We start from the raw sequence: 18,478 nt of genomic DNA, 5'->3' as shown, positions 1-18,478 counted from the left end.
GCCGGGGACCCGGCGGGGTCACCCGGCCCGCCGCAGGGTGTCCTCGGCGATCTCCTTGTCCACGGCCGCCCGCACCAGCGCGGCGGCGAGGACGGCCGGGTCGGTCTTCCCGGCCAGTTCGGCGAGGCGCCCCGGATCCTTCGGCAGCTTCAGGCGCTCGGCGCCCTGGAGGGCTTTGCCGTCCAGGTAGGGAGCTGCCTCGGGCCAGACGCCCTGGGCCTCGCGGAGGAAGATGTCGCTGCCGGCCGGGCCCATCCCGGGGAACTCCCGGAGAAGGCGGCGCAGTTCGGGAACCTTGCCGTCCGCTTCCCGGCGCAGCCGCCGCAGATCGCCGCCCCACCGCTCGTTCAGCAGCTCGGCCGCGTCGCCCAGTTGGGTGGCCGTACGCTCGTCGTAGCGTCGGTAGCCGCCCCGGCCGAGCGCGTCCACCCGCTCCTGCCAGTCCGCCTCGGCCATGCGGCGGGGATCGCGCAGCCCCGCCTCGTGCAGGGCACGGGCGGTGGCCAGCGCGATCGAGCCGCGAATGCGGGCGCTGAGCAGATGGGACAGCACCAGCAGCCGGTACAGCGGCTGCGGGGTGTCCTTCAGCCGGATGCCCGCCTCGTCGGCGTACGTCCGGCCGTGTGCGCCGAGGAGTTCGCGGACCACGCGCTCCTGGCGGGCCACGGCTATCCCTTCAGCGGATCGTGGCCGACCGTCATCAGCCGGTGCCGGCGGCGCGTGTCCTCGGCCGTCACCTCCGGCAGTGGTTCGTTCTCCAGGTCCACCTGGGAGGTGACCCTGTCCACGACGTTCCGCATCACGCGCAGATCGTCCTCGGTCAGGTCGGTGCGCCGCTTCTGGAGAATCGCCAGGACGTGCTGTCCGGTCTCGCTCCCCGCCTGGTCGGGCAGCGGCTCCGCGTCCTCGTCGGCGTCCCGCGTCCGCAGCCAGGCCGCGAGCTCCTGCGAGGTCATGTTCACCACGCGGTGGAAATCCTCCCACAGCGCGTCGAGTTCAAGGGCGTCGGTCATCGGGTGCCCCTTTCGTACGTTCGTGCGCGCGCCGGTCAGCCTTCGCGGGGGAAGTTCTCGGCGTCGAACATCCACCGCTGCTTCTCCAGCTCCGCGGTGATGCCGATCAGCAGGTCCTGGGTGACCAGGTCCGCCTTCTCGGTCGCGTCGATGCGCTCGCGCAGCCGGCCGACGGCGTCCTGGAGGGACTCCACCATCACCCGCACGGCGTCCGAGTCACGCACCCAGCCCTCGTGGGGGGCGGGCAGCGTGAAGGTCTTGGCGATGGTCTCCGGCCGGCCGTCCGGCGGCACACCGAGCGCCGCGGACCGCTCCGCGACCGTGTCGGCGAAGTTCCGCGCGGCCGTCACCACCTCGTCGAGCTGGAGGTGGATGGACCGGAAGCGCGGTCCGACCACGTTCCAGTGGGCCTGCTTGCCGATCAGCGAGAGTCCGAGCAGGTCGACCAGGGTGTCCTGGAGTGCCTCGCAGGAGACCCGGCGGGCCTCGTCGGGCAGTGTGCTCCTCACGGCCGTCATAGGGCGCTTCTCCTTCTCGCGTCGTTCCTCGTGGTCCGGAGCAGTGCGTCGCGCTCCTCCTCGCAGGTCCCGCCCCACACGCCCGAGGCCTGGCCGCTGCCCAGCGCGAAGCTCAGGCACTGGTCGGTCACCGGGCAGCGCGCGCAGATCCGCTTCGCGGCCGCGACGTCCCGCAGGGCCGGACCCGCCGTGCCCACGGGAAAGAACAATTCGGGGTCCTCGTCCACGCAGGCGGCGTTCCGCAACCACTCCATGCCCGCGCGGGTGCCCCGGGCGCACTGGTGCAAACGCGACCCGTGACGCCGGCCGATCGAGGCGCTATAGTCCGAAACTAGCAGTGCTAATTAATGTGCGGTGTGAGGAGCCTCTCGTGCGTCCCGTCCACTTCGCGGCCGCCCGCCGCACCCCCATCGGCAAGCTCAGGGGATCCCTCTCCGCGGTACGGCCCGACGACCTCGCCGCGACCGTGATCCGCACGCTGGTCGGCGACGTGCCCGCGCTGGATCCGGCCCGTGTCGACGACGTCTACTGGGGCGCCGCCAACCAGGCCGGCGAGGACAACCGCAACGTCGCCCGCATGGCCGCCCTGCTCGCCGGCCTCCCCGAGTCCGTCCCCGGCGCCACGGTCAACCGGCTCTGCGCCTCCGGTCTGGAGGCCGTGACCACGGCCGCCCGCACCATCGCCGCAGGCGAGGCCGACATCGTGATCGCGGGCGGCTCCGAGTCGATGAGCCGCGCCCCCTTCGTCCTGCCCCGCCCCGACGAGGCCCTGCCCCACCGCATCGAGACCGTCGACACCCGCCTCGGCTGGCGCCTGGTCAACCCCGCGATGCGGGACCTGCACGGCCTGCTGTCCATGGGCGAGACGGCGGAGGAGGTCGCCGCGCGGTACGGCATCGGGCGCGAACGCCAGGACGACTTCGCCCTGCGCAGCCACCAACGGGCCGCCCTCGCCCGCAAGGACGGCCACTTCGACGACGAACTCCTGCCCGTGGAACGCCCCGACGGCGTGGTCGTCGACACCGACGAGTGCGTCCGCGAGGACACCTCGTACGAGAAGCTGTCCCGGCTGAAGCCGGTCTTCCGGAACGGCGGCACGGTCACCGCGGGCAACGCCTCCCCGATGAACGACGGCGCCGCCGGTCTCCTCCTGGTCAGCGAGGAGGCCCTGAACGAGCTGGGCCTGCGGTCCCTGGGCCGCTACGTCGCCGGCGCCTCCGCAGGTGTCCACCCAGACGTCATGGGCATCGGCCCGGTCCCCGCCACCCGCAAGGCCCTGACCCGCGCCGGCTGGAGCGTCGGCGACCTGGAGGAGGCCGAGTTCAACGAGGCCTTCGCGGCCCAGGCCCTGGCCTGCGTGGACCAGCTCGGCATCGACCCCGACCTGGTCAACCCGAGCGGCGGCGCCATCGCCCTCGGCCACCCCCTGGGCTGCTCGGGCGCCCGCATCCTGACGACGCTGCTCCACCGGATGCGCCGTACGGGGGCGGGGCGGGGGCTGGCGACGATGTGTGTGGGAGTCGGCCAGGGAAGCGCGCTTCTCGTAGAACGGGCGTAGTACCGGGGCCCGCAACCACCAGGCGAGACGGCACTGTGGCGCCCCGTTCGATGCACATAGCATCAGTGTCCGCATGAACACGATGACGCTCTGGAACATCACCGGCTGGGAGTTCGCCGCACTCGCCTTCGCGGCCCTCCTCGTCGGTTTCTCGAAGACCGCCGTGAGCGGGGCCAACACGGTCAGCCTCGCCATCTTCGCCGCGGTGCTGCCCGCCCGCGCCTCCACCGGCGTCCTGCTGCCGGTCCTGATCGCCGGGGACCTGCTGGCCGTCGCCACCTACCGGCGGCACGCCCACTGGCCCACCCTGTGGCGGCTGTTCCCGGCGGTCGCCGCCGGCGTCGTCGTCGGCACGGTGTTCCTGATGTGGGCGGACGACGCGATCGTACGGACCTCGATCGGCGCGATCCTGCTGCTGATGGCGGCCGTGACGGTGTGGCGCCGGCGCACCGCGGACGCGGAGCAGCAGCCGGACTCGGTCACCAGCCGGGCCGGCCGGGTCAAAGCCCGCTCCTACGGCGTGCTCGGCGGCTTCACCACCATGGTCGCCAACGCGGGCGGCCCGGTGATGTCGATGTACCTGCTCTCCGCGGGCTTCCGCAAGCTCGGCTTCCTCGGCACGTCGGCCTTCTTCTTCCTGATCGTCAACGTCTCCAAGCTGCCCTTCAGCGCCGGACTCGGCCTGATCGACGGCCGCTCGCTGCTCCTGGACCTGGCGCTCGTGGTCTTCGTCGTGCCCGGCGCCCTTTTCGGCAAGTGGGCGGTGAACAAGATCAACCAGCGGCTGTTCGAGCAGCTGGTCATCGCGGCGACCGTCGTGGGCGGCCTGCAACTACTGCTGCGCTGACCCCCGCAGCAGCCCGGGCAGGTCCGCGAAGGAGTCGATCACGTGGTCGGGCGTTCCGTCGGCGGCCCGGAGCGCCTCCGGCTGGAACTTGCCGGTGCGCACGAGAACCCCGGTGACACCGGCCCGCTGCGCCGCGAGCACATCGGACTCCACGTCGTCGCCCACCATCACGGCCTCGCCCGCACCGGCGCCCACCCGGGCGAGCGCCGCCTCGAAGAACGCCCGCGCCGGCTTGCCGGTGATCTCGGCCTCCACCCTGGCGGCCCGCTCGAGACCGGCCAGGAACGCACCGGCATCCAGCCGCAGCCCCTCGTCCGTACGCCAGTACAGGTTGCGGTGCATCGCCACCAGCCGGGCCCCGCGCTGCAGATGCCCGAAGGCCCGGTCCAGCGCCGCCCAGCCGAACTCGGGACCGGCCCCGCCGACCAGCACGACATCCGGCACGGTCCCGGTGTCCGCCGCGTCCACGAGGGTCACACCGTCGAGGTCCTCCTCGATGTCGCCGCTGTTCAGCAGGGCGCACCGGGCGCCGGGACAGTGCTCGGCGAGATACGCCGCGGTGGCCGCGGGGGCGGTCAGGATGTCCTCGGCGGACACCGGGAACCCCGCGTCCGCCAGTGTCCCGGCGATCGAGGCCCGGGTACGGGAGGTCGTGTTCGTGACCAGCAGCACGGCGAGCCCGGCGTCCCTGATCTCCCGCAACGCCTCCACGGCCCCGGGCAAGGGCCGCCACGACACGGTGAGCACCCCGTCGATGTCGATCAGCACGGCACGCACGGACTCCATGTCCGGACGATAGCCGGGTCAGCCCCGGGGGCGCCTGCGCAGCAGATAGGTGTCCATGATCCAGCCCTTGCGCTCACGGGCCTCGGCACGCAACCGCTCGATGCGGGGCCCGGCCTCGGCGATCGGGCCGGAGACGAGAATCTCGTCCGGAGTGCCGATATAGGCGCCCCAGTAGATGTCGACGTCCTCCTGCGCGTACCGCCGGAAGGTCTGGTGGGCGTCGAGCATCACCACCACGTCGTCCACGCCCTCCGGGAAGCCCTCGGCGAGCCGCCGCCCGGTGGTGATCTGCACGGGCTGCGCGACGCGGTTGAGCCCCGTCCGGTGCCGGGCGACGAGCGCCGAGACGCTGCTGACGCCGGGGATCACGTCGTACTCGAACGTCACCGCGTCGCGCTCCAGCACCTCCTCCAGGATCCCCAGCGTGCTGTCGTACAGCGAGGGGTCTCCCCACACCAGGAACGCGCCGGTCTCCTCCTCGCCGAGTTCCTCCGCGATCAGCCGCTCGTAGATGCCGGCGCGGGCGCTGCGCCAGTCCCCGACGGCGGGGGAGTAGGCCGCGCCGTCGGCGGTCCGGTCCCGCTCCGGGTCACGCGCCTCGACGACGCGGTACGTCCCCTGCGGGAGGTGCGTGCCGAGCATGTCCCGGCGCAGCCGGGTGAGGTCCGCCTTCACCTCGCCCTTGTCCAGGACGAAGAACACGTCCGTGCTCCGCAGCGCCCTGACCGCCTGCAGGGTCAGCTGCTCGGGGTCGCCCGCGCCGATACCGATGACATGAATCCTTCGCACACCCCGAGTCTGCCGCACACCAGTGCCGGCACCAGCACCGTGCCCCGGGTCAGCTCCCCGCCCCCGCTCCCCGTAGCCGGGGCGCCCGAGCTCCCGCGTCCACGGCGCGGCCGTCGCGTTCCACTGCCTCGGCCAGTTCCCGGGCCCATGTGGCCACGGCCTCGAGGTCGACGCCGTGCGGCAGCGGCTGCCCGGAGCCGGAGGCCCAGGTCTCGGTCGCGCCCGCCCCGCGGCGCAGCAGCCGTGCCCCGCCCGTGAGGTTGCCGCGGGCGGCGTGGGTGAGGCCCACGGCGAGCTGGGCGAGACCGCGCCACAGCTCCCGCTCCGCGTCGGGGCCCGACTTCCAGGCGTCCTCGAAGACCTCGTGCGCGTGGAACGGCTTGCCCTCGTCCAGCAGCCGCTGCGCCTCGGCGACGGTCTCCTCCGGCGTGCGGACCACGCCCTCGGGCTGCCGGGCCACGCCGTCCGCGCCGTACGGCAGGGGCCGCCCGAGACCGTCCCGGGGCCGGGCGTTGCGCGCCCGCCCCTCGCTGTCGCGGTCCCGGGCGTCGCCCGACCGCTCCACGGAGGCGCTCCCCGGGGCTCCTGTGTCTCCGGTGTCTCCCGTGCTTCCCCTGCTGTCTGTGCTGCCCATACGCCGATTGTCCCGCCCGGGCCGTTTTCGGCGCGGCCTGGGGTGTGGGGTAAGGTGCTGTTCGCGCGATCACGCGGTTTCACCGCGAGTGGGCGCGCATCGGGACGTGGCGCAGCTTGGTAGCGCACTTGACTGGGGGTCAAGGGGTCGCAGGTTCAAATCCTGTCGTCCCGACTTTGCGAATCCGCAGGTCAGGGGCCGCTTCAGAGGAGATCTGATGCGGCCCCTAAATCATTCTCGGGAACCGCTGGGGGAGAGGTATCACCGCATCGCTGGTGTCATCGACGCCGTCGAGTGAATGCGTCGCGCGTGGCCGAAGACGGCCGTCTGGTGGACGAAGCCGTCGAACCCTCGGGAGCCGCCTCCTCACCGGGGGGACCCCGCTCAGGTCCTGCGCACTTGCCGGCGCGGGGCCGGGTGCGGGTGTTTGGGGCGCCGATGGCGCCGACCCACGGCCCCGGGACCCCGCGATCCCCAGGGCGGCTCGCATCTGATAGCCGGTCCCGCCCCGAAGAGCAGCCGGCTTGCGGGTCGCGTCCACGGCGTCCGGGACGGCGACGCCCACTCCGGAGCGGCGACAGACAACGCGAAGTCCCGCTCGGTCTGTCACACACAATCGCTCGCCTGAGCAAGGCCGAAGACGGCTCCGACGGGAACACCGGTCTGCCTGCATCCCGGTGAGGCACTGTCTCATCCGGGAATGCGTGTTATGACTCTTTTGTGTCCTACGAAGGTGAGGACACGCTGCCCGCGCTGTGCGACCGGATCACGGGTGCCGATGACAGGGCCGTCCCGGGGCTGCTGGAGCGCGACGGCCGCGGCGGGCTTCTGCGTACCCCGGCAGCCATGGTCGACGTCTCCGATCTGCCCACGCCGGACTTCGACGGTCTGCCGCTCGACTCATACTTCGCGCCCGGACCCGTCCTGCCGCTTCAGGCCTCACGGAGCTGCGCTTGGGACTGCGCCTTCTGCTCGATCCCGTTCGCCAGCAACAAGTTCCGAATCCGCCGAGCCGACCAGGTCGTCCACGACATGGCCGCTCTCGCGGCCAAGCACGGCAGCGACACCTTCATGTTCGTCGATGAAATCATGACGCTCACGTCGCTGCGCGGGGTTTCACGGCAACTGATCGACGGAGGGCACAGGTTCTCCTGGTACGGGGAGACCCGGTTCAGCAAGGGCCTCGACGCAGAACTGGCCAAGGCACTGCGAGACTCCGGGTGCCGACGTCTCGACCTCGGCCTCGAGTCGTACAACCAGCGCGTTCTGGACCTGATGCGCAAGGGCACCAAAGTCGCTGACATCGAGCCGTCGCTCCAGGCTCTCCTGGGGAACAAGGTGCCTGTCCACCTCTTCTGCATGACCGGGTTTCCAGGAGAGACGGAGGAAGAGGCCCTGCGCACACAGGAGTTCGCTGCGGAGACACTCCGCCGCTCTACAGAGGAGTTCGGCGTGCCGTACTCCACGGCCGCCAACGGACCCTTCATTCTTGACGTGCTCTCCCCAGTCGGTGAGCGTCCCGATCTTTTCGGCGCCGAGTTGATTCCACCCGGCGAGGGCGAAGACCTGGCGTTCGACCTCGACTACACGGTCGCCGAGGGACTTACGCAGGAGGATGCCGTTCGACTCACCTCCAGTGGACCGGGTGCGGTCGCGGGAACCGCGTTCCACCAGGGGACCTGGATCGGGGACGCGGAGGAGTGGTCGTTCCTGTGGGCGATGGCTGAGGCGGAGCTGCCGACCCGACGGGTGACCGCGCCTGCTGCCCTGTGCCCCGATGTGGACTCTGGGACCATGGTGCGGCTCGCGGATGGTGTGAGTGCTCGGACGTCGGTCACCGGGAGGGGCATCCTGCTGCACGTGCCGTCGGGTGATGCCCTGCTGTCGGTACCGCGGGAGTGGCATCCGTTGCTCGATGGGCGGTGCCACGCGGTGGCGGATCTGTGGGCCGACTTCGCCTCCGCCGGACTGGCCGCGACCACACTTCTGCGGCTCGCCGCCCACGGGGCCATCACTCTTGAACCGGCCGGCGCTTCCGGCGTGTGTCGCCCACTGTGGTACGCCGCTCACCTCCACGAGGTGGCAGACAGCCGGGCCGACGGCAGCTGCCTGCTCACCTCTCCGGAGACGGGGAACCGTGTCAGGGTCTCCGCGGCCGGCCGACTCCTGTGGTTGCTCTCGGCCGAGGGCGCGACGGCTTCGGAACTGGCGGCCCGATCACGGCTGCGGGAACAGCAACTGCAGTCGCTCCTGCAGGATTTGATCAGGCATCATGTGATCGCCGTGGCCGCCCTCCACCCGGAGATTCTCGGGATGCCCCTCCCGACCGCTGTGGCGCAGCGCGTTCACTGACGGGCCCACCCGAGTCCACCGTCGAATCGCCGCACGCCGCGGCCCGAGTACAGGAGTTCCCCCGTGCCTCACCCGGTCACTCTGTCAGGCGCCGAAACGGACGGCTTCTGGCAGGAGTTCGCCTCCTGTCACTGGGAGAAGCGGCCGCTGTCCCTTCCCGCCGCTCCCGTTCAGCTGGACATCGGTGACGACGAACTGCTTCGAGCCCTGGTTCTGGCCGGCGACAAAGCCAACCGTCCCAAGGTGTCGGGGCTTCCCAAGGTCGTGGTGACGGTGGACGGCCGGACACAGCCGATCGATACACGGCCCTTCCTCCCCCTGCCTGAGGACCGTTCGCTGGACGACTACACCGCTCGGGTCGACGAGCGGATGCGAGATCACGAATGGAGCGTCGCCGTGTCCGGCCTGCACGCGGTCGACGCGCCGCTGTGGGACCGGGCCAAGCGCCTGTCGACGACGTCTACCGCTACACGGGCACACGGGTCGCCGGTCGCGTGGACATGGACACGTTTATCGGCCGGTACACCTCCACCAACGTAGGCGTGCACGTCGACCACGCCGGGAACTTCGGTTTCACTTTGCGTGGTCGCAAGATCCTCCTCACGTGGCCGCCGGAGCGGGCCGGGCAGGTTCCTCAGCACACCGCCGACTACGCTGCGGCTCGTGACTCGGCCGACGTGCTGGTCGGCGTGCCCGGTGCGTTGACCTACTTCCCCTCTGAGCAACGGCATGTGGGCGAGTCTCCAGACGCCGTGGCCGTCAACGTCAACATCGCCTTCTTCACCAAGAGCGATCCGTCCGCCCTCGTCGTCAATGCCGTCGGTGGCCTGCTCGCACGGACACGCGCCTACGAGGCCGACGCCCGCGCGCATGCCTCGGACGGCATTCCGGCCGCAGCGGTGGCCACGCTCGCGGCTCTGACGGAACTGTCCGCCGGCGAGGTCGAGGACGTCGTCTGGGAGCACCACATGCGTTCGGTGACGTCCGGTGGACTGGATATAGGCAGGCCTGCCGGACCCCCCGTTGCCGTTCCGCGCGGTGCCCAAGTCCGGACACACGAAGACGTCCTGGTGCGGCAGCGGCTGCTCACCGATGGCCGCCGCGCCGTCGCCACGCAGGGGCACACCCTGAAAGTCGCCGGTCACCCGCAGGTCGAGGCAGCGGTGACCGCCCTGATCGCGGGAGACACGCTCGACCTTGCGGAGTGGGAGCGCCGGGCGGACAGCGCGGCCGTCCCCCTCCTTCACGCCGTGCTGTTGCGGCTGTGGACCTGGCGGGCCATCGACGTGGAGGCCGCCGTCCCCGCTCCCGCACACCAGATGGAGTCCCTCCGGTGACATCCCTGCGGCAGGGCAGGGCGGCGACACTCATGGTGATCGCCGCTCTGCTCGTAAGTACGGTGGGTGACGAGGTAGCCATGGTGGCGCTGGCCCTGCGAGGCGCCGACCGCACGGGGCTGACATCCGTGGTGTCGGCCCAGATGCTCGCCGGCCTGGTTCCCGGCATCGCCCTGGGCGGCGTCATCGGACGGATCGTCGACCGATTTCGCGCGGACGCGGTCTTGGGCGTGACCCTGGCCCTGGAGTGCCTGATCGCAGCGGCCGCCGCCGCGGTCGCGGACGGCGCGGTGCTGCTCATCGCGACGATGCTGCTGCTGGGTGCCTTGGGAGCTGTCGCCCAGACCTGCGTGATGGCACTCGTGCCGCACCTGTTTCCGGCCTCGGACGCCCAGCTGCGGGTGAACAGCCTCATGGAGTCGGTGAGGAACGCCGGCTACATCATCGGCCCGCTGCTGGTCGGCCTGCTGACGGCGCACGGCGGTACCGGGCTGGCACTGGCGGTCGATGCGGGTACCTTCGCCTTCGCCCTGCTGGCCGTACCGGTGATCAGCCGCTGGCTGGTCACGGCGGCCCGGGAACGTGCGGGGACAGTCGGCCCGGCCGAGGCTCCTGGCGCCGGAACGGCCGAAGCGGTCACAGGCGGACCGCAGACCCCCGGGAAGACCGGGGGAGGCCTGCGGGTCGGGCTGGCCCTTCTCTGGGCGGGGGCACAGCGCCGGACCACGCTCGCCACGATCGTGGTCACCGTCGCGGCGACCTCGGTCGTCAACGTGCTGCTGCCCTTCTTCGCGGACGACATCCCTGGGGGCACCGCTGTCTACGGCGTGCTGCTGGCCACCTGGAGCGTAGGTCTGGTGCTGGGGCCGTTCGCCCTACGAGGCAGGCTCCGTCATCGGCCTACCGCCGTCGTCGCCGTCGGAGCCGCGGCGATCATCGGACTCAGCTATCTCGGGGCCGGCGCCTTCCCTGTGGTGCCGCTGATGCTGGCGGCCTTCCTGTGCGGTGGCATGGCCAACGCCGTGCAGAACGTGGCGCTCCGCACGCATGTCATGGCCGACTGCCCCCAGGACGTGCGAGGCCGTGTCGGCGCCGCGTACGGAGCCACGCTGCAGACCTCGGTGGCTGTGGGCTTCGCCCTGGCAGGGCTCGCTCCTGCCGACTGGGCCCGTTGGGGCATCCTCACCGGAGGGGCGGTCGCATTCCTGGCCGGCTCGATCGGCTGGCTTCGCACGCGCGCCGTGGCCCCTGCTCCGGTGCCGGAGGAGGACGTGTCGGTGGCCGCCGGGCAGGTATCGCAGGGCGGCACGCCGTGAGCAGCCGAGGCACGGAGCTCGACCCGGTCCTCCCTCGGTTCTGCGCACAGACAGGGGCCTCACTACCACTCGCCTGGGAACTCGCCTGGTCGGAGCGGCAGGACGAGGCCGTGGTCAGACTGACTCCACCGCCGGGCCCCCGGGCAGTCGACCGTGCCACCTGGCCCCGCCGTCTTTCTCCCGATAGCAGGCTTTGCCTGCCGTCCGGAATCCGGCTCCAGAACACGCCCGTCCCCTTCCTGCACGAGGGAGGGCCCGTCGCGGTGCTGTTCGGTACGGATCCCCCGGCCTTCGCCGAGGTACCCGAGCCGGTCGGTGAGCTACTGCTGCACGGCACTTCGGTGGCCGACGTCCGCCAGGCATGGGGACAGACGGAAGGAGTCGCCGACCACCTCCTGGTGGGCATGATGCGCTGCGGCCTGGTGAGCGGCGACACCTTGCCCACGGCCCAGCAGGCACCGGAGAGCGCACGGGTGTTGGTCCAGGAGGCTTGGGTGTCGGTTGTGGAGCCGGAATCCGGTGTGCATGTCCTCGCCCACACCGCGACGGGCAACTGCCTCAAGGTCGGCGCGGCCGTTCTCCAGCTGTGGCGGTGGGCAGGGCACGAGGACGGGGTCGCCATCGACCGGCTTCCCGCGAAGCTGCGTGATGCGGCGGACCAACTGATGACCGCCGGCATGCTCCGGGCTGTCCGGAGCTGATACACGGACAGCGTAACGGCTGAAGAGAGAACAGCCGAAAAGGAAGGACGATCCATGCACGATCCGGTCGGCGAGGCGCTGAGCGCTCTTAAACGCCCCGGTATGGGAACCGAGAACGCAGGCCCCGCGCTGCGCGTGCTGGCCAGGATGCTGCGTCCGCGCACCGTGGTCGAGGTGGGGGCCGGTTCTTCGACACTGCACCTGCTCCTCGGGCTGCACGACGCCCTTGAGGAGGCCGCCGAGGACCGGCGAATCGTCCGTGGAGAGGTCACGGCGGACGAACGAGCGTCGGTCCTGCGCCCGCGTGCCGTACTCGACGACTACGCACCGAGACTCCTCGTCGTCGACGACCTCTCCGTACCCGGCACGTCCGCGCATCAGGTGCGGGAGGCAGCGTGTTCGCTCGGCCTCGACGGCATGCTCACCTTCATCGAGCGGGACTTCTTCCACCTGGCAGACCATGAGCTCGACAGCTGGGGACCGTTGGACCTGGTCTGGCTGGACGCCGGCACACAGGCCGACGACGCCAGGTTCCTCACGTCGCTCTGGCCTCGTGTGGCGCCTGGCGGCACGGTCGTACTGCACGAGCCCCACCTGGCCACGACGGTCGAGACGGACTCCGGGCAGGGCCACGGCCGGGTGGCGTGCCGGGTCGTCCCCACACCGCTCCTGCAGGAACTACGCCGCCAGGCCGCCGTGCCGACCGGTGGATTCGACGTGCTCGCACTGGGTGAACCCCACAAGCACCGTCAGACGGGCCTGCTCCTGTTGCGCAAACACGGTAGGGAGGAGCGTGACCGGGGCGTCCCGTTCCACGAGGAACTGCGGGCCCTGGGCGAGACCGACTCCGCCCGGGCTCCCCGGCTGGGCTCAGTGCCTGCACGGGCGGCAGCCGACACGACAGACGCCGCGAGTGGGATCCTCGCTGTACTGGCTGACGACACCCGGCGCACCGTCTACAGCGCCGTAGTCCTCCAAGCCGATACCACCCAGGGGATCGCAGAGCGTCTCAGGGTGACTCCCGGGCGCTGTGCCAAGTCCCTCGCCGCGCTGGAACAGGCGGGATTGGTCGCGCGCGAGGAAAAGCTCTGGTCCGCTGTCAACGACGTATGGCGGCACGCGGCGCCTCGCCGTCCGAGACCACGGCCGCAGGCCTCCATCCCCTCGAAGCAGAGCAAGCGCAGGTTGTTCCTGGAAGGGCTGGTACCGCTCTTCGAACCACAACGGCGTTACCCGGAAGCCGAAGTCAACGAAGTCCTGCGTGGAATCCATCCGGACGTGGCCGCGCTGCGCCGGTATCTGGTGGAGGAGCATCTGCTCGTGCGAGCCGAGGGGCAGTACTGGCGGCCGCCCAGGTGAAGCTGAGGGGCGGTGTTCCCGCTCGGGACCGGCACCGTTACGGCGTTCTCCCAGGGGCAGGGCCTTGCTTCACTTCGGTGGGGCGGGGCCCTTCGTCATTTCGGGGTCCAGGGCGGGGCGGCGGTCGCTGGCGGCGATTCTCGTGACCATCTCGGCGAGCTGTCCGCACGCCAGCGCGATCTCCCGCTCGGTCTGGGCGCGTTCGTTGACCGCCGCTCCGAGCAGGAGGGCGGTCAGCGAGACGGAACCGTTGAACGCCTGCAGGGTGATCATGTTGGTGAAGAGGTCATGACCGGCGAACGGGCCCGTTTTCTGCGCGGCCGCGATGATCGCGAAGGTCGACACGGCGAGGGCGCAGGGCGCGGCCCCGGCCAGCCCGAAGCGGAAGGCCGCCCAGACCAGCAGCGGGAAGCCGAGGAACAGCAGCGGCGTGGTGCTGGTCTCGACGAAGCCGATGCAGACCGTGGCGGCCAGGAGCAGGACCCCCTCCGCCCACCGGGACGGCGGAGCGGCCCTGGGCCATCGCGCCGAGCGGAGCAGGAGCACGACCGGTGTGACCGCCAGGACACCCACAGCGTCGCCGGTCCACCAGACCGACCACGTCGGCCAGAAGTCGCCGGTGTCCAGCACACCGGTGAGGATCAGTGTCCCGGTGCCCACCGTGGCGCTGACCAGCATGCCGGTGAACGCGCCGAGAAAGATCAGGGCGAGGGCGTCCCGCAGGCGGTTCATCTCCCCGCGGAACCGGGCACGGCGGAGCAGGGCGTACGAGCAGACAGGCGCGAGCGTGTTGCCCGCCGCGATCGCGAGTACGGCCAGGAACGACGGCCCCAGTGAGATGTTGACCAGGAACGCCCCGAGCGCGATCCCCGGCCAGACCCGCGGCCCGCGCAGGAGCAGACTGGCCAGCGCGATACCGCTCGGCGGCCACATCGGGGTGACCTGGCCCCGTACCTGTTGCTGGAGCAGTCCGATCTCGGCCGAGCCCCAGTACAGCGCGGCGACGACGCAGATCTCCAGGGCGACCGCGCCGCCGCGCCGGGCCCCGGCAAGCCGCGCGACACTCATCGGGGACCTCCGCATCGACGCCCCCCGACAGCCCTTCGACCATCATCCGCCGGATCCATCCGAACCTCCACGCCACGTCAGGCGGGCGGGGTGCGCAGCGCCAGGACGGCCATGTCGTCGTGACCGTCGCTCGGGTGGTCATCGGCCAGGGCCCGCACGAACTCGTGCAGGGGCCGGTGCGCATGGGCGATGGCGAGCCCGGAGAGCTCGTCCAGGCTCTCGTCGATGGGGTGGGCGGGATGTTCGATCAGCCCGTCGGTGAAGAAGACGACGGTGGCGTCCGGGGGGAGGAACCGGGAGTGGTCGGGGCGTGGTTCCTCCAGGTCGACGCCGAGGGGCAGTCCGGGCTCGGCGGTCAGGTACTCCGGTTGTCCGCCGGGGGTGATCAGCAGGGGCGGGACATGGCCCGCGGTGCTCCAGTGGATGCGCCAGCCCGGTCCCTCCGGTTCGATGCGGGCCAGGGCGGTGGTGGTGACGGGGTTGGTCGTGATGGCCTGGAGGGTGCGGTCGAGCCGGGCCAGGAGCGCGCCCGGCGTACTGCCCCGGTCGAACAGCAGGGCCCGCAGCATGTTGCGGGTGGACGCCATGGCGGCCGCCGCCTTCAGATCGTGGCCGACCACGTCACCGATGACGACCGCCACGATGTCGCCGGACAGCGGGATCGCGTCGTACCAGTCCCCTCCGAGCTCGCTGGGCTCGGTGGCCGGCCGGTAGACGGCGGCGGCGCTGAAGGGGCGCAGGTCGGGCAGCGCGGGCAGCAGGAGCCGCTGGAACTGCTCGGCTCCGACCCGCACCTGTTCGAAGAGGCGGACGTTCTCGATGGCGATGCCGGCGGCGCTGGCCAGGGCGGTGACGACGTTCTCGTCCTGGACGTCGAAGGGCTGTCCGTCACTCCGCTCGGCGAGGTACAGATCGCCGTAGATCTCACCGCGGACGCTGATGGCGACGCCGAGCAGGGTACGCAGACGCGGATGGCCGGGCGGGAAGCCGACGGAGGACGGATGGGCCAGGATGTCGTCGATGCGATGGGGTTCGGGGTGGCTGATCAGGTGGCCGAGGACGCCCAGGCCGCGAGGCAGCTCGGTGTCGGCCAGGTCGTCGAGTTCCCGCTCGGACAGACCGGCGGTGATGAACTCCTCCAGGCGCTCGCCGGACGCGTTGAGCACGCCCAGCGCGCCGTAACGGGCACCGACCAGGTCCATGGCGGTGGTCACGATGCGGTGCAGCACCGCGGTCAGCTCCATCTCCCGGCTGATGGCGACCACCGCGTCCAGCAGGCCCTGCATCCGGTCCATGGCGTCCAGCAGGGCGCGCAGCTGCTCGTCGATCCGGCTCAGCTCGGTACGCAGGCGCACATGCAGGTCGGGCAGCTGCGGCTGCCTGGGATGCTGCCCTCGCCTCTCTCCTGCCATCACGAGCGCCTCGTGGCCTGGAGTACGGTCCCTACAGCTTAGTGCGGTCCGCCCGGCCCGACCCCGGGCGCCGGGACCGTGGGACCGTGGTAGGAACCGGACACCCGGACCTCCGGAAGGAGCACCGGCCATGACCATCCGCCCGGCGCACACTCCCGCCCCGACGATCAGGACCACCCCCGAAGGCCTCATGTGGGAGCCCAGCGACCGCTGGGTGCGCGGCCGCAAGGGCGACGTCACCGTCGTCGACAGCCGGCACCCCGTGCTCGTCTGGGAGCCGCACCTGCCCGTGCCGCAGTACGTCTTCCCGCGCGCGGACGTCCGCACCGACCTGCTCCGCCCGGCGAAGAACCCGCCCACCGGCAAGCACACCGGCTCCCGGATCTTCTACGACCTCGACGCGGAGGGCGAGGTGCGCTCCAACGCGGCCTGGACGTTCCCCGCCGACGACCTGGCCGGTCACATCGCCTTCGAGTGGTTCCTGCGCACCGACACGGGCCTCGACCACTGGTACGAGGAGGACGAGGAGATCTTCATCCACCCCCGTGACCCGCACAAACGCGTGGACGCGCTGCCGAGCAGCCGCCATGTCCGGGTGGAGATCGAAGGGCAGGTCGTCGCGGACACCCGGGACCCCGTCCTGCTCTTCGAGACCTCCCTGCCGACCCGTTACTACCTCCCCCGCGAGGACGTCCGCCTCGACCTGTTCGACGCCACCGACCACAGCACCGGCTGCCCCTACAAGGGCACCGCCGAGTACTGGTCCTGGCGCGGCGAGGGCGATGTGCCGCCCAACATCCTCTGGAGCTACGCCGCCCCGCTGCCCGCGGTGGCCGCGGTCCAGGGGCGCGTCGCCTTCTTCAACGAGGCCGTCGACATCACGCTGGACGACGAGCGCCTGGAGCGCCCGGACACACCGTTCAGCCGGATGCTGCGCAAGAGGTGACCGGTCCCCTCACGGCCGCACCAGCAACTGGAAGTCGAACGTGTAGCGCGACGCCCGGTAGATGTGCGTGCCGTACTCGACCGGACGGCCGGTGTCGTCGTACGCCGTGCGCTGCATGGTGAGCAGCGCCGCGCCCTCCTCCTCGTCCAGCCGGGCGGCCTCCTGCGCGTCGGCCGCGCGGGCGCCGACGGTCTGGCGGGCGCTGTGCAGGGTGATGCCCGCCGAGCGCATCATCCGGTACAGGCCCGTCGACTCCAGGCGGGCGCTGTCGAGATCCAGCAGGGCGGACGGCAGGTAGTTGCACAGCAGGGCCACCGGCTGGCCGTGCGTGCTGCGCAGCCGTTCCAGTGCCGTGACCTCGCTGCCCTCCGCGACACCGAGCGCGGCCGCGACGTCGCAGGACGCCGGGACGACCTCGTTGCGCACGACCTGGGTCGTCGGCCCCTGCCCGGCCTCCTCCAGGTCGTCGTAGAGGCTGCTCAGCTCCAGCGGGCGCTTGACCTGGCTGTGCACCACCTGGGTGCCCACCCCGCGCCGCCGGACCAGCAGCCCCTTGTCGACGAGGGACTGGATGGCCTGGCGGACGGTGGGGCGGGACAGACCGAGACGCACCGACAGGTCGACCTCGTTGCCCAGGAGGTTGCCCGGGATGAGGACCCCGTGCTCGATCGCGGCCTCCAGCTGCTGCGCGAGCTGGTGATACAGCGGCACGGGACTGCCCCGGTCCAGGGCGAAGTCCAGTGAGCGATGCGCAGGGGCGGCCGTGGTGCGGGCCCGGTCACCGGTCTTCGCCATGGATGAACCCCCTCCGGGTGTCAGGAGTTGCTCGGGAAGCCGAGGTTGATACCGCCGTCGGACGGGTCCGGCCAGCGGGTGGTGATGACCTTGCCCTGGGTGTAGAAGGCGATGCCGTCGTTGCCGTAGATGTGCAGGTCGCCGAAGAGCGAGTCCTTCCAGCCGCCGAAGGAGTGGTAGCCGACCGGGACCGGGATCGGCACGTTCACGCCGACCATGCCCGCCTTCACCTCGAGCTGGAAGCGGCGGGCGGCGCCGCCGTCCCGGGTGAAGATCGCGGTGCCGTTGCCCCAGCGGGAGTCGTTGATCAGCTTGATGGCCTCTTCGTAGGTCTCCGCGCGCACCACGGCCAGCACCGGGCCGAAGATCTCGTCCCGGTACGCGTCCGCCGTCAGCGGCACCCGGTCCAGCAGCGAGACGCCGAGGAAGAAGCCGTTCTCGTGCCCGTCCACCGAGTAGCCGGTGCCGTCGACGACGACCTCGGCGCCCTGTTCGGCCGCGCTCGCCACGTACGAGGCGACCTTGTCACGGTGCTCGCGGGTGATCAGCGGCCCCATCTCGGAGGCCGGGTCGTTGCCGGGGCCGATGCGGAGGTTCTTCGCCCGCTCGGTGATCCGGCCGACCAGGTCGTCACCGATGTCGCCGACCGCGACCACGACCGACACGGCCATGCAGCGCTCGCCGGCCGAGCCGTAGGCCGCGTTGATCGCCTGGTCGGCGGCGAGGTCCAGGTCCGCGTCGGGCAGGACGAGCATGTGGTTCTTGGCTCCGCCGAGGGCCTGCACGCGCTTGCCGTGCTCGACGGCCTTGAGCTGGATGTACTTGGCGATCGGGGTCGAGCCGACGAAGGAGACCGCCTCGACGTCCGGGTGCTCCAGGATGCGGTCCACCGCGACCTTGTCGCCCTGCACGATGTTCAGCACGCCCTCCGGCAGCCCTGCCTCGGTGGCGAGTTCGGCCAGCCTGAAGGAGGCCGACGGGTCCTTCTCGGACGGCTTCAGCACGAAGGTGTTGCCGCAGGCGATGGCCAGCGGGAACATCCACATC

The 18,478-nt window shown here is 71.1% G+C and carries 20 protein-coding genes and 1 tRNA gene; 10 read left to right on the top strand and 11 right to left on the bottom strand.

What is annotated here, in order from left to right:
• Window positions 1-18 precede the first annotated feature (18 nt).
• Genes ACWIF2_RS24595 through ACWIF2_RS24580 form a run of 4 tightly spaced genes read right to left on the bottom strand, consistent with a single transcriptional unit; the run spans window position 19 to window position 1,785 of the window.
• Window positions 19-666 (bottom strand): endonuclease, encoded by a 648-nt coding sequence (locus ACWIF2_RS24595; protein WP_454362788.1) that lies wholly within the window; start codon window positions 664-666, stop codon window positions 19-21.
• 2 nt (window positions 667-668) lie between these two features.
• The gene (locus ACWIF2_RS24590; protein ID WP_454362786.1) at window positions 669-1,013 is read right to left on the bottom strand and encodes a DUF3140 domain-containing protein; all 345 of its coding nucleotides are present in this window, start codon (window positions 1,011-1,013) and stop codon (window positions 669-671) included.
• A gap of 35 nt (window positions 1,014-1,048) precedes the next feature.
• Entirely contained in the window at window positions 1,049-1,531 is a 483-nt protein-coding gene (locus ACWIF2_RS24585; RefSeq protein ID WP_454362784.1) for a Dps family protein, read from the bottom strand.
• Entirely contained in the window at window positions 1,528-1,785 is a 258-nt protein-coding gene (locus tag ACWIF2_RS24580; protein WP_454362782.1) for a WhiB family transcriptional regulator, read from the bottom strand. Before ACWIF2_RS24580 ends, ACWIF2_RS24585 begins: the two co-directional genes overlap by 4 nt.
• Before the next feature lie 116 nt (window positions 1,786-1,901).
• On the opposite strand from ACWIF2_RS24580, the gene ACWIF2_RS24575 reads away from it, so the two are divergent.
• Both ACWIF2_RS24575 and ACWIF2_RS24570 read left to right on the top strand, forming a co-directional pair.
• Window positions 1,902-3,089, top strand: coding sequence for a thiolase family protein (locus tag ACWIF2_RS24575; RefSeq protein WP_454362780.1), 1,188 nt, complete (start codon window positions 1,902-1,904; stop codon window positions 3,087-3,089).
• Window positions 3,090-3,162: 73 nt separating this feature from the next.
• Window positions 3,163-3,936, top strand: coding sequence for a sulfite exporter TauE/SafE family protein (locus ACWIF2_RS24570; RefSeq protein WP_382486218.1), 774 nt, complete (start codon window positions 3,163-3,165; stop codon window positions 3,934-3,936).
• Here ACWIF2_RS24570 and ACWIF2_RS24565 read toward each other — a convergent pair.
• The 3 genes from ACWIF2_RS24565 to ACWIF2_RS24555 are packed head-to-tail and all read right to left on the bottom strand — an operon-like array spanning window position 3,922 to window position 6,145.
• Window positions 3,922-4,722, bottom strand: coding sequence for an HAD-IIA family hydrolase (locus ACWIF2_RS24565; RefSeq protein WP_454362778.1), 801 nt, complete (start codon window positions 4,720-4,722; stop codon window positions 3,922-3,924). The two genes, ACWIF2_RS24570 and ACWIF2_RS24565, sit on opposite strands and share 15 nt — an antisense overlap.
• A gap of 18 nt (window positions 4,723-4,740) precedes the next feature.
• Entirely contained in the window at window positions 4,741-5,511 is a 771-nt protein-coding gene (cobF, locus tag ACWIF2_RS24560; protein WP_454362776.1) for a precorrin-6A synthase (deacetylating), read from the bottom strand.
• Between the two features lie 49 nt (window positions 5,512-5,560).
• The gene (locus tag ACWIF2_RS24555) at window positions 5,561-6,145 is read right to left on the bottom strand and encodes a DUF309 domain-containing protein (protein ID WP_454362774.1); all 585 of its coding nucleotides are present in this window, start codon (window positions 6,143-6,145) and stop codon (window positions 5,561-5,563) included.
• Between the two features lie 100 nt (window positions 6,146-6,245).
• Between ACWIF2_RS24555 and ACWIF2_RS24550 the strand changes: the two genes are divergently transcribed.
• The 7 genes from ACWIF2_RS24550 to ACWIF2_RS24520 all read left to right on the top strand — a co-directional run bounded on the left by ACWIF2_RS24550 (window position 6,246) and on the right by ACWIF2_RS24520 (window position 13,210).
• Window positions 6,246-6,319 (top strand) — tRNA-Pro (locus ACWIF2_RS24550).
• Window positions 6,320-6,991: 672 nt separating this feature from the next.
• Window positions 6,992-8,497 carry a B12-binding domain-containing radical SAM protein gene (locus ACWIF2_RS24545; protein WP_454362827.1) on the top strand — a complete coding sequence of 502 codons (1,506 nt, stop codon included), beginning with the start codon at window positions 6,992-6,994 and terminating at the stop codon, window positions 8,495-8,497.
• 63 nt (window positions 8,498-8,560) lie between these two features.
• Window positions 8,561-9,037 (top strand): hypothetical protein, encoded by a 477-nt coding sequence (locus ACWIF2_RS24540; protein ID WP_454362773.1) that lies wholly within the window; start codon window positions 8,561-8,563, stop codon window positions 9,035-9,037.
• A 2-nt stretch (window positions 9,038-9,039) separates the two neighbouring features.
• Window positions 9,040-9,834: a hypothetical protein gene (locus tag ACWIF2_RS24535; protein WP_454362771.1), complete on the top strand. Its 795-nt coding sequence runs from the start codon at window positions 9,040-9,042 to the stop codon at window positions 9,832-9,834.
• A complete protein-coding gene (locus ACWIF2_RS24530; protein WP_454362769.1) occupies window positions 9,831-11,150 on the top strand; it encodes an MFS transporter in 1,320 nt (439 codons plus the stop codon). Before ACWIF2_RS24535 ends, ACWIF2_RS24530 begins: the two co-directional genes overlap by 4 nt.
• A 263-nt stretch (window positions 11,151-11,413) precedes the next feature.
• Window positions 11,414-11,851: a hypothetical protein gene (locus ACWIF2_RS24525; RefSeq protein ID WP_454362767.1), complete on the top strand. Its 438-nt coding sequence runs from the start codon at window positions 11,414-11,416 to the stop codon at window positions 11,849-11,851.
• A gap of 54 nt (window positions 11,852-11,905) precedes the next feature.
• Window positions 11,906-13,210: a DUF2087 domain-containing protein gene (locus ACWIF2_RS24520; RefSeq protein WP_454362766.1), complete on the top strand. Its 1,305-nt coding sequence runs from the start codon at window positions 11,906-11,908 to the stop codon at window positions 13,208-13,210.
• A 69-nt stretch (window positions 13,211-13,279) separates the two neighbouring features.
• Here ACWIF2_RS24520 and ACWIF2_RS24515 read toward each other — a convergent pair whose 3' ends face one another.
• On the bottom strand, window positions 13,280-14,278 hold the full coding sequence (locus tag ACWIF2_RS24515) for an MASE1 domain-containing protein (protein ID WP_454362764.1): 999 nt from the start codon (window positions 14,276-14,278) through the stop codon (window positions 13,280-13,282).
• Between the two features lie 77 nt (window positions 14,279-14,355).
• The gene (locus ACWIF2_RS24510) at window positions 14,356-15,690 is read right to left on the bottom strand and encodes a PP2C family protein-serine/threonine phosphatase (protein WP_454362762.1); all 1,335 of its coding nucleotides are present in this window, start codon (window positions 15,688-15,690) and stop codon (window positions 14,356-14,358) included.
• A gap of 130 nt (window positions 15,691-15,820) precedes the next feature.
• Here ACWIF2_RS24510 and ACWIF2_RS24505 point away from each other — a divergent pair, with 130 nt between their 5' ends.
• Window positions 15,821-16,636 carry a DUF427 domain-containing protein gene (locus ACWIF2_RS24505; protein ID WP_454362760.1) on the top strand — a complete coding sequence of 272 codons (816 nt, stop codon included), beginning with the start codon at window positions 15,821-15,823 and terminating at the stop codon, window positions 16,634-16,636.
• A 9-nt stretch (window positions 16,637-16,645) separates the two neighbouring features.
• On the opposite strand, the gene ACWIF2_RS24500 is transcribed toward ACWIF2_RS24505, so the two are convergent.
• Both ACWIF2_RS24500 and mmsA read right to left on the bottom strand, forming a co-directional pair.
• Window positions 16,646-17,431 carry a GntR family transcriptional regulator gene (locus ACWIF2_RS24500; protein WP_454362758.1) on the bottom strand — a complete coding sequence of 262 codons (786 nt, stop codon included), beginning with the start codon at window positions 17,429-17,431 and terminating at the stop codon, window positions 16,646-16,648.
• Between the two features lie 20 nt (window positions 17,432-17,451).
• On the bottom strand, window positions 17,452-18,478 hold a 1,027-nt coding region (gene mmsA, locus ACWIF2_RS24495), incomplete at its 5' end, for a CoA-acylating methylmalonate-semialdehyde dehydrogenase (protein ID WP_454362757.1).

The organism is Streptomyces sp. NPDC055506 (assembly GCF_053643595.1).
The sequence above is the reverse complement of the archived record's forward strand: the minus strand, read 5'-3'. Positions and strand labels throughout refer to the sequence as shown.

Coding starts and splice junctions, on each gene's coding strand:
- ACWIF2_RS24585 (WP_454362784.1), bottom strand. CDS start 1,531: ATGACGGCCGTGAGGAGCACACTGCCCGACGAGGCCCGCCGGGTCTCC.
- ACWIF2_RS24565 (WP_454362778.1), bottom strand. CDS start 4,722: ATGGAGTCCGTGCGTGCCGTGCTGATCGACATCGACGGGGTGCTCACC.
- ACWIF2_RS24500 (WP_454362758.1), bottom strand. CDS start 17,431: ATGGCGAAGACCGGTGACCGGGCCCGCACCACGGCCGCCCCTGCGCAT.
- ACWIF2_RS24505 (WP_454362760.1), top strand. CDS start 15,821: ATGACCATCCGCCCGGCGCACACTCCCGCCCCGACGATCAGGACCACC.
- ACWIF2_RS24520 (WP_454362766.1), top strand. CDS start 11,906: ATGCACGATCCGGTCGGCGAGGCGCTGAGCGCTCTTAAACGCCCCGGT.
- ACWIF2_RS24555 (WP_454362774.1), bottom strand. CDS start 6,145: ATGGGCAGCACAGACAGCAGGGGAAGCACGGGAGACACCGGAGACACA.
- ACWIF2_RS24590 (WP_454362786.1), bottom strand. CDS start 1,013: ATGACCGACGCCCTTGAACTCGACGCGCTGTGGGAGGATTTCCACCGC.
- ACWIF2_RS24510 (WP_454362762.1), bottom strand. CDS start 15,690: ATGGCAGGAGAGAGGCGAGGGCAGCATCCCAGGCAGCCGCAGCTGCCC.
- ACWIF2_RS24570 (WP_382486218.1), top strand. CDS start 3,163: ATGAACACGATGACGCTCTGGAACATCACCGGCTGGGAGTTCGCCGCA.
- ACWIF2_RS24515 (WP_454362764.1), bottom strand. CDS start 14,278: ATGAGTGTCGCGCGGCTTGCCGGGGCCCGGCGCGGCGGCGCGGTCGCC.
- ACWIF2_RS24580 (WP_454362782.1), bottom strand. CDS start 1,785: ATGGAGTGGTTGCGGAACGCCGCCTGCGTGGACGAGGACCCCGAATTG.
- ACWIF2_RS24545 (WP_454362827.1), top strand. CDS start 6,992: ATGGTCGACGTCTCCGATCTGCCCACGCCGGACTTCGACGGTCTGCCG.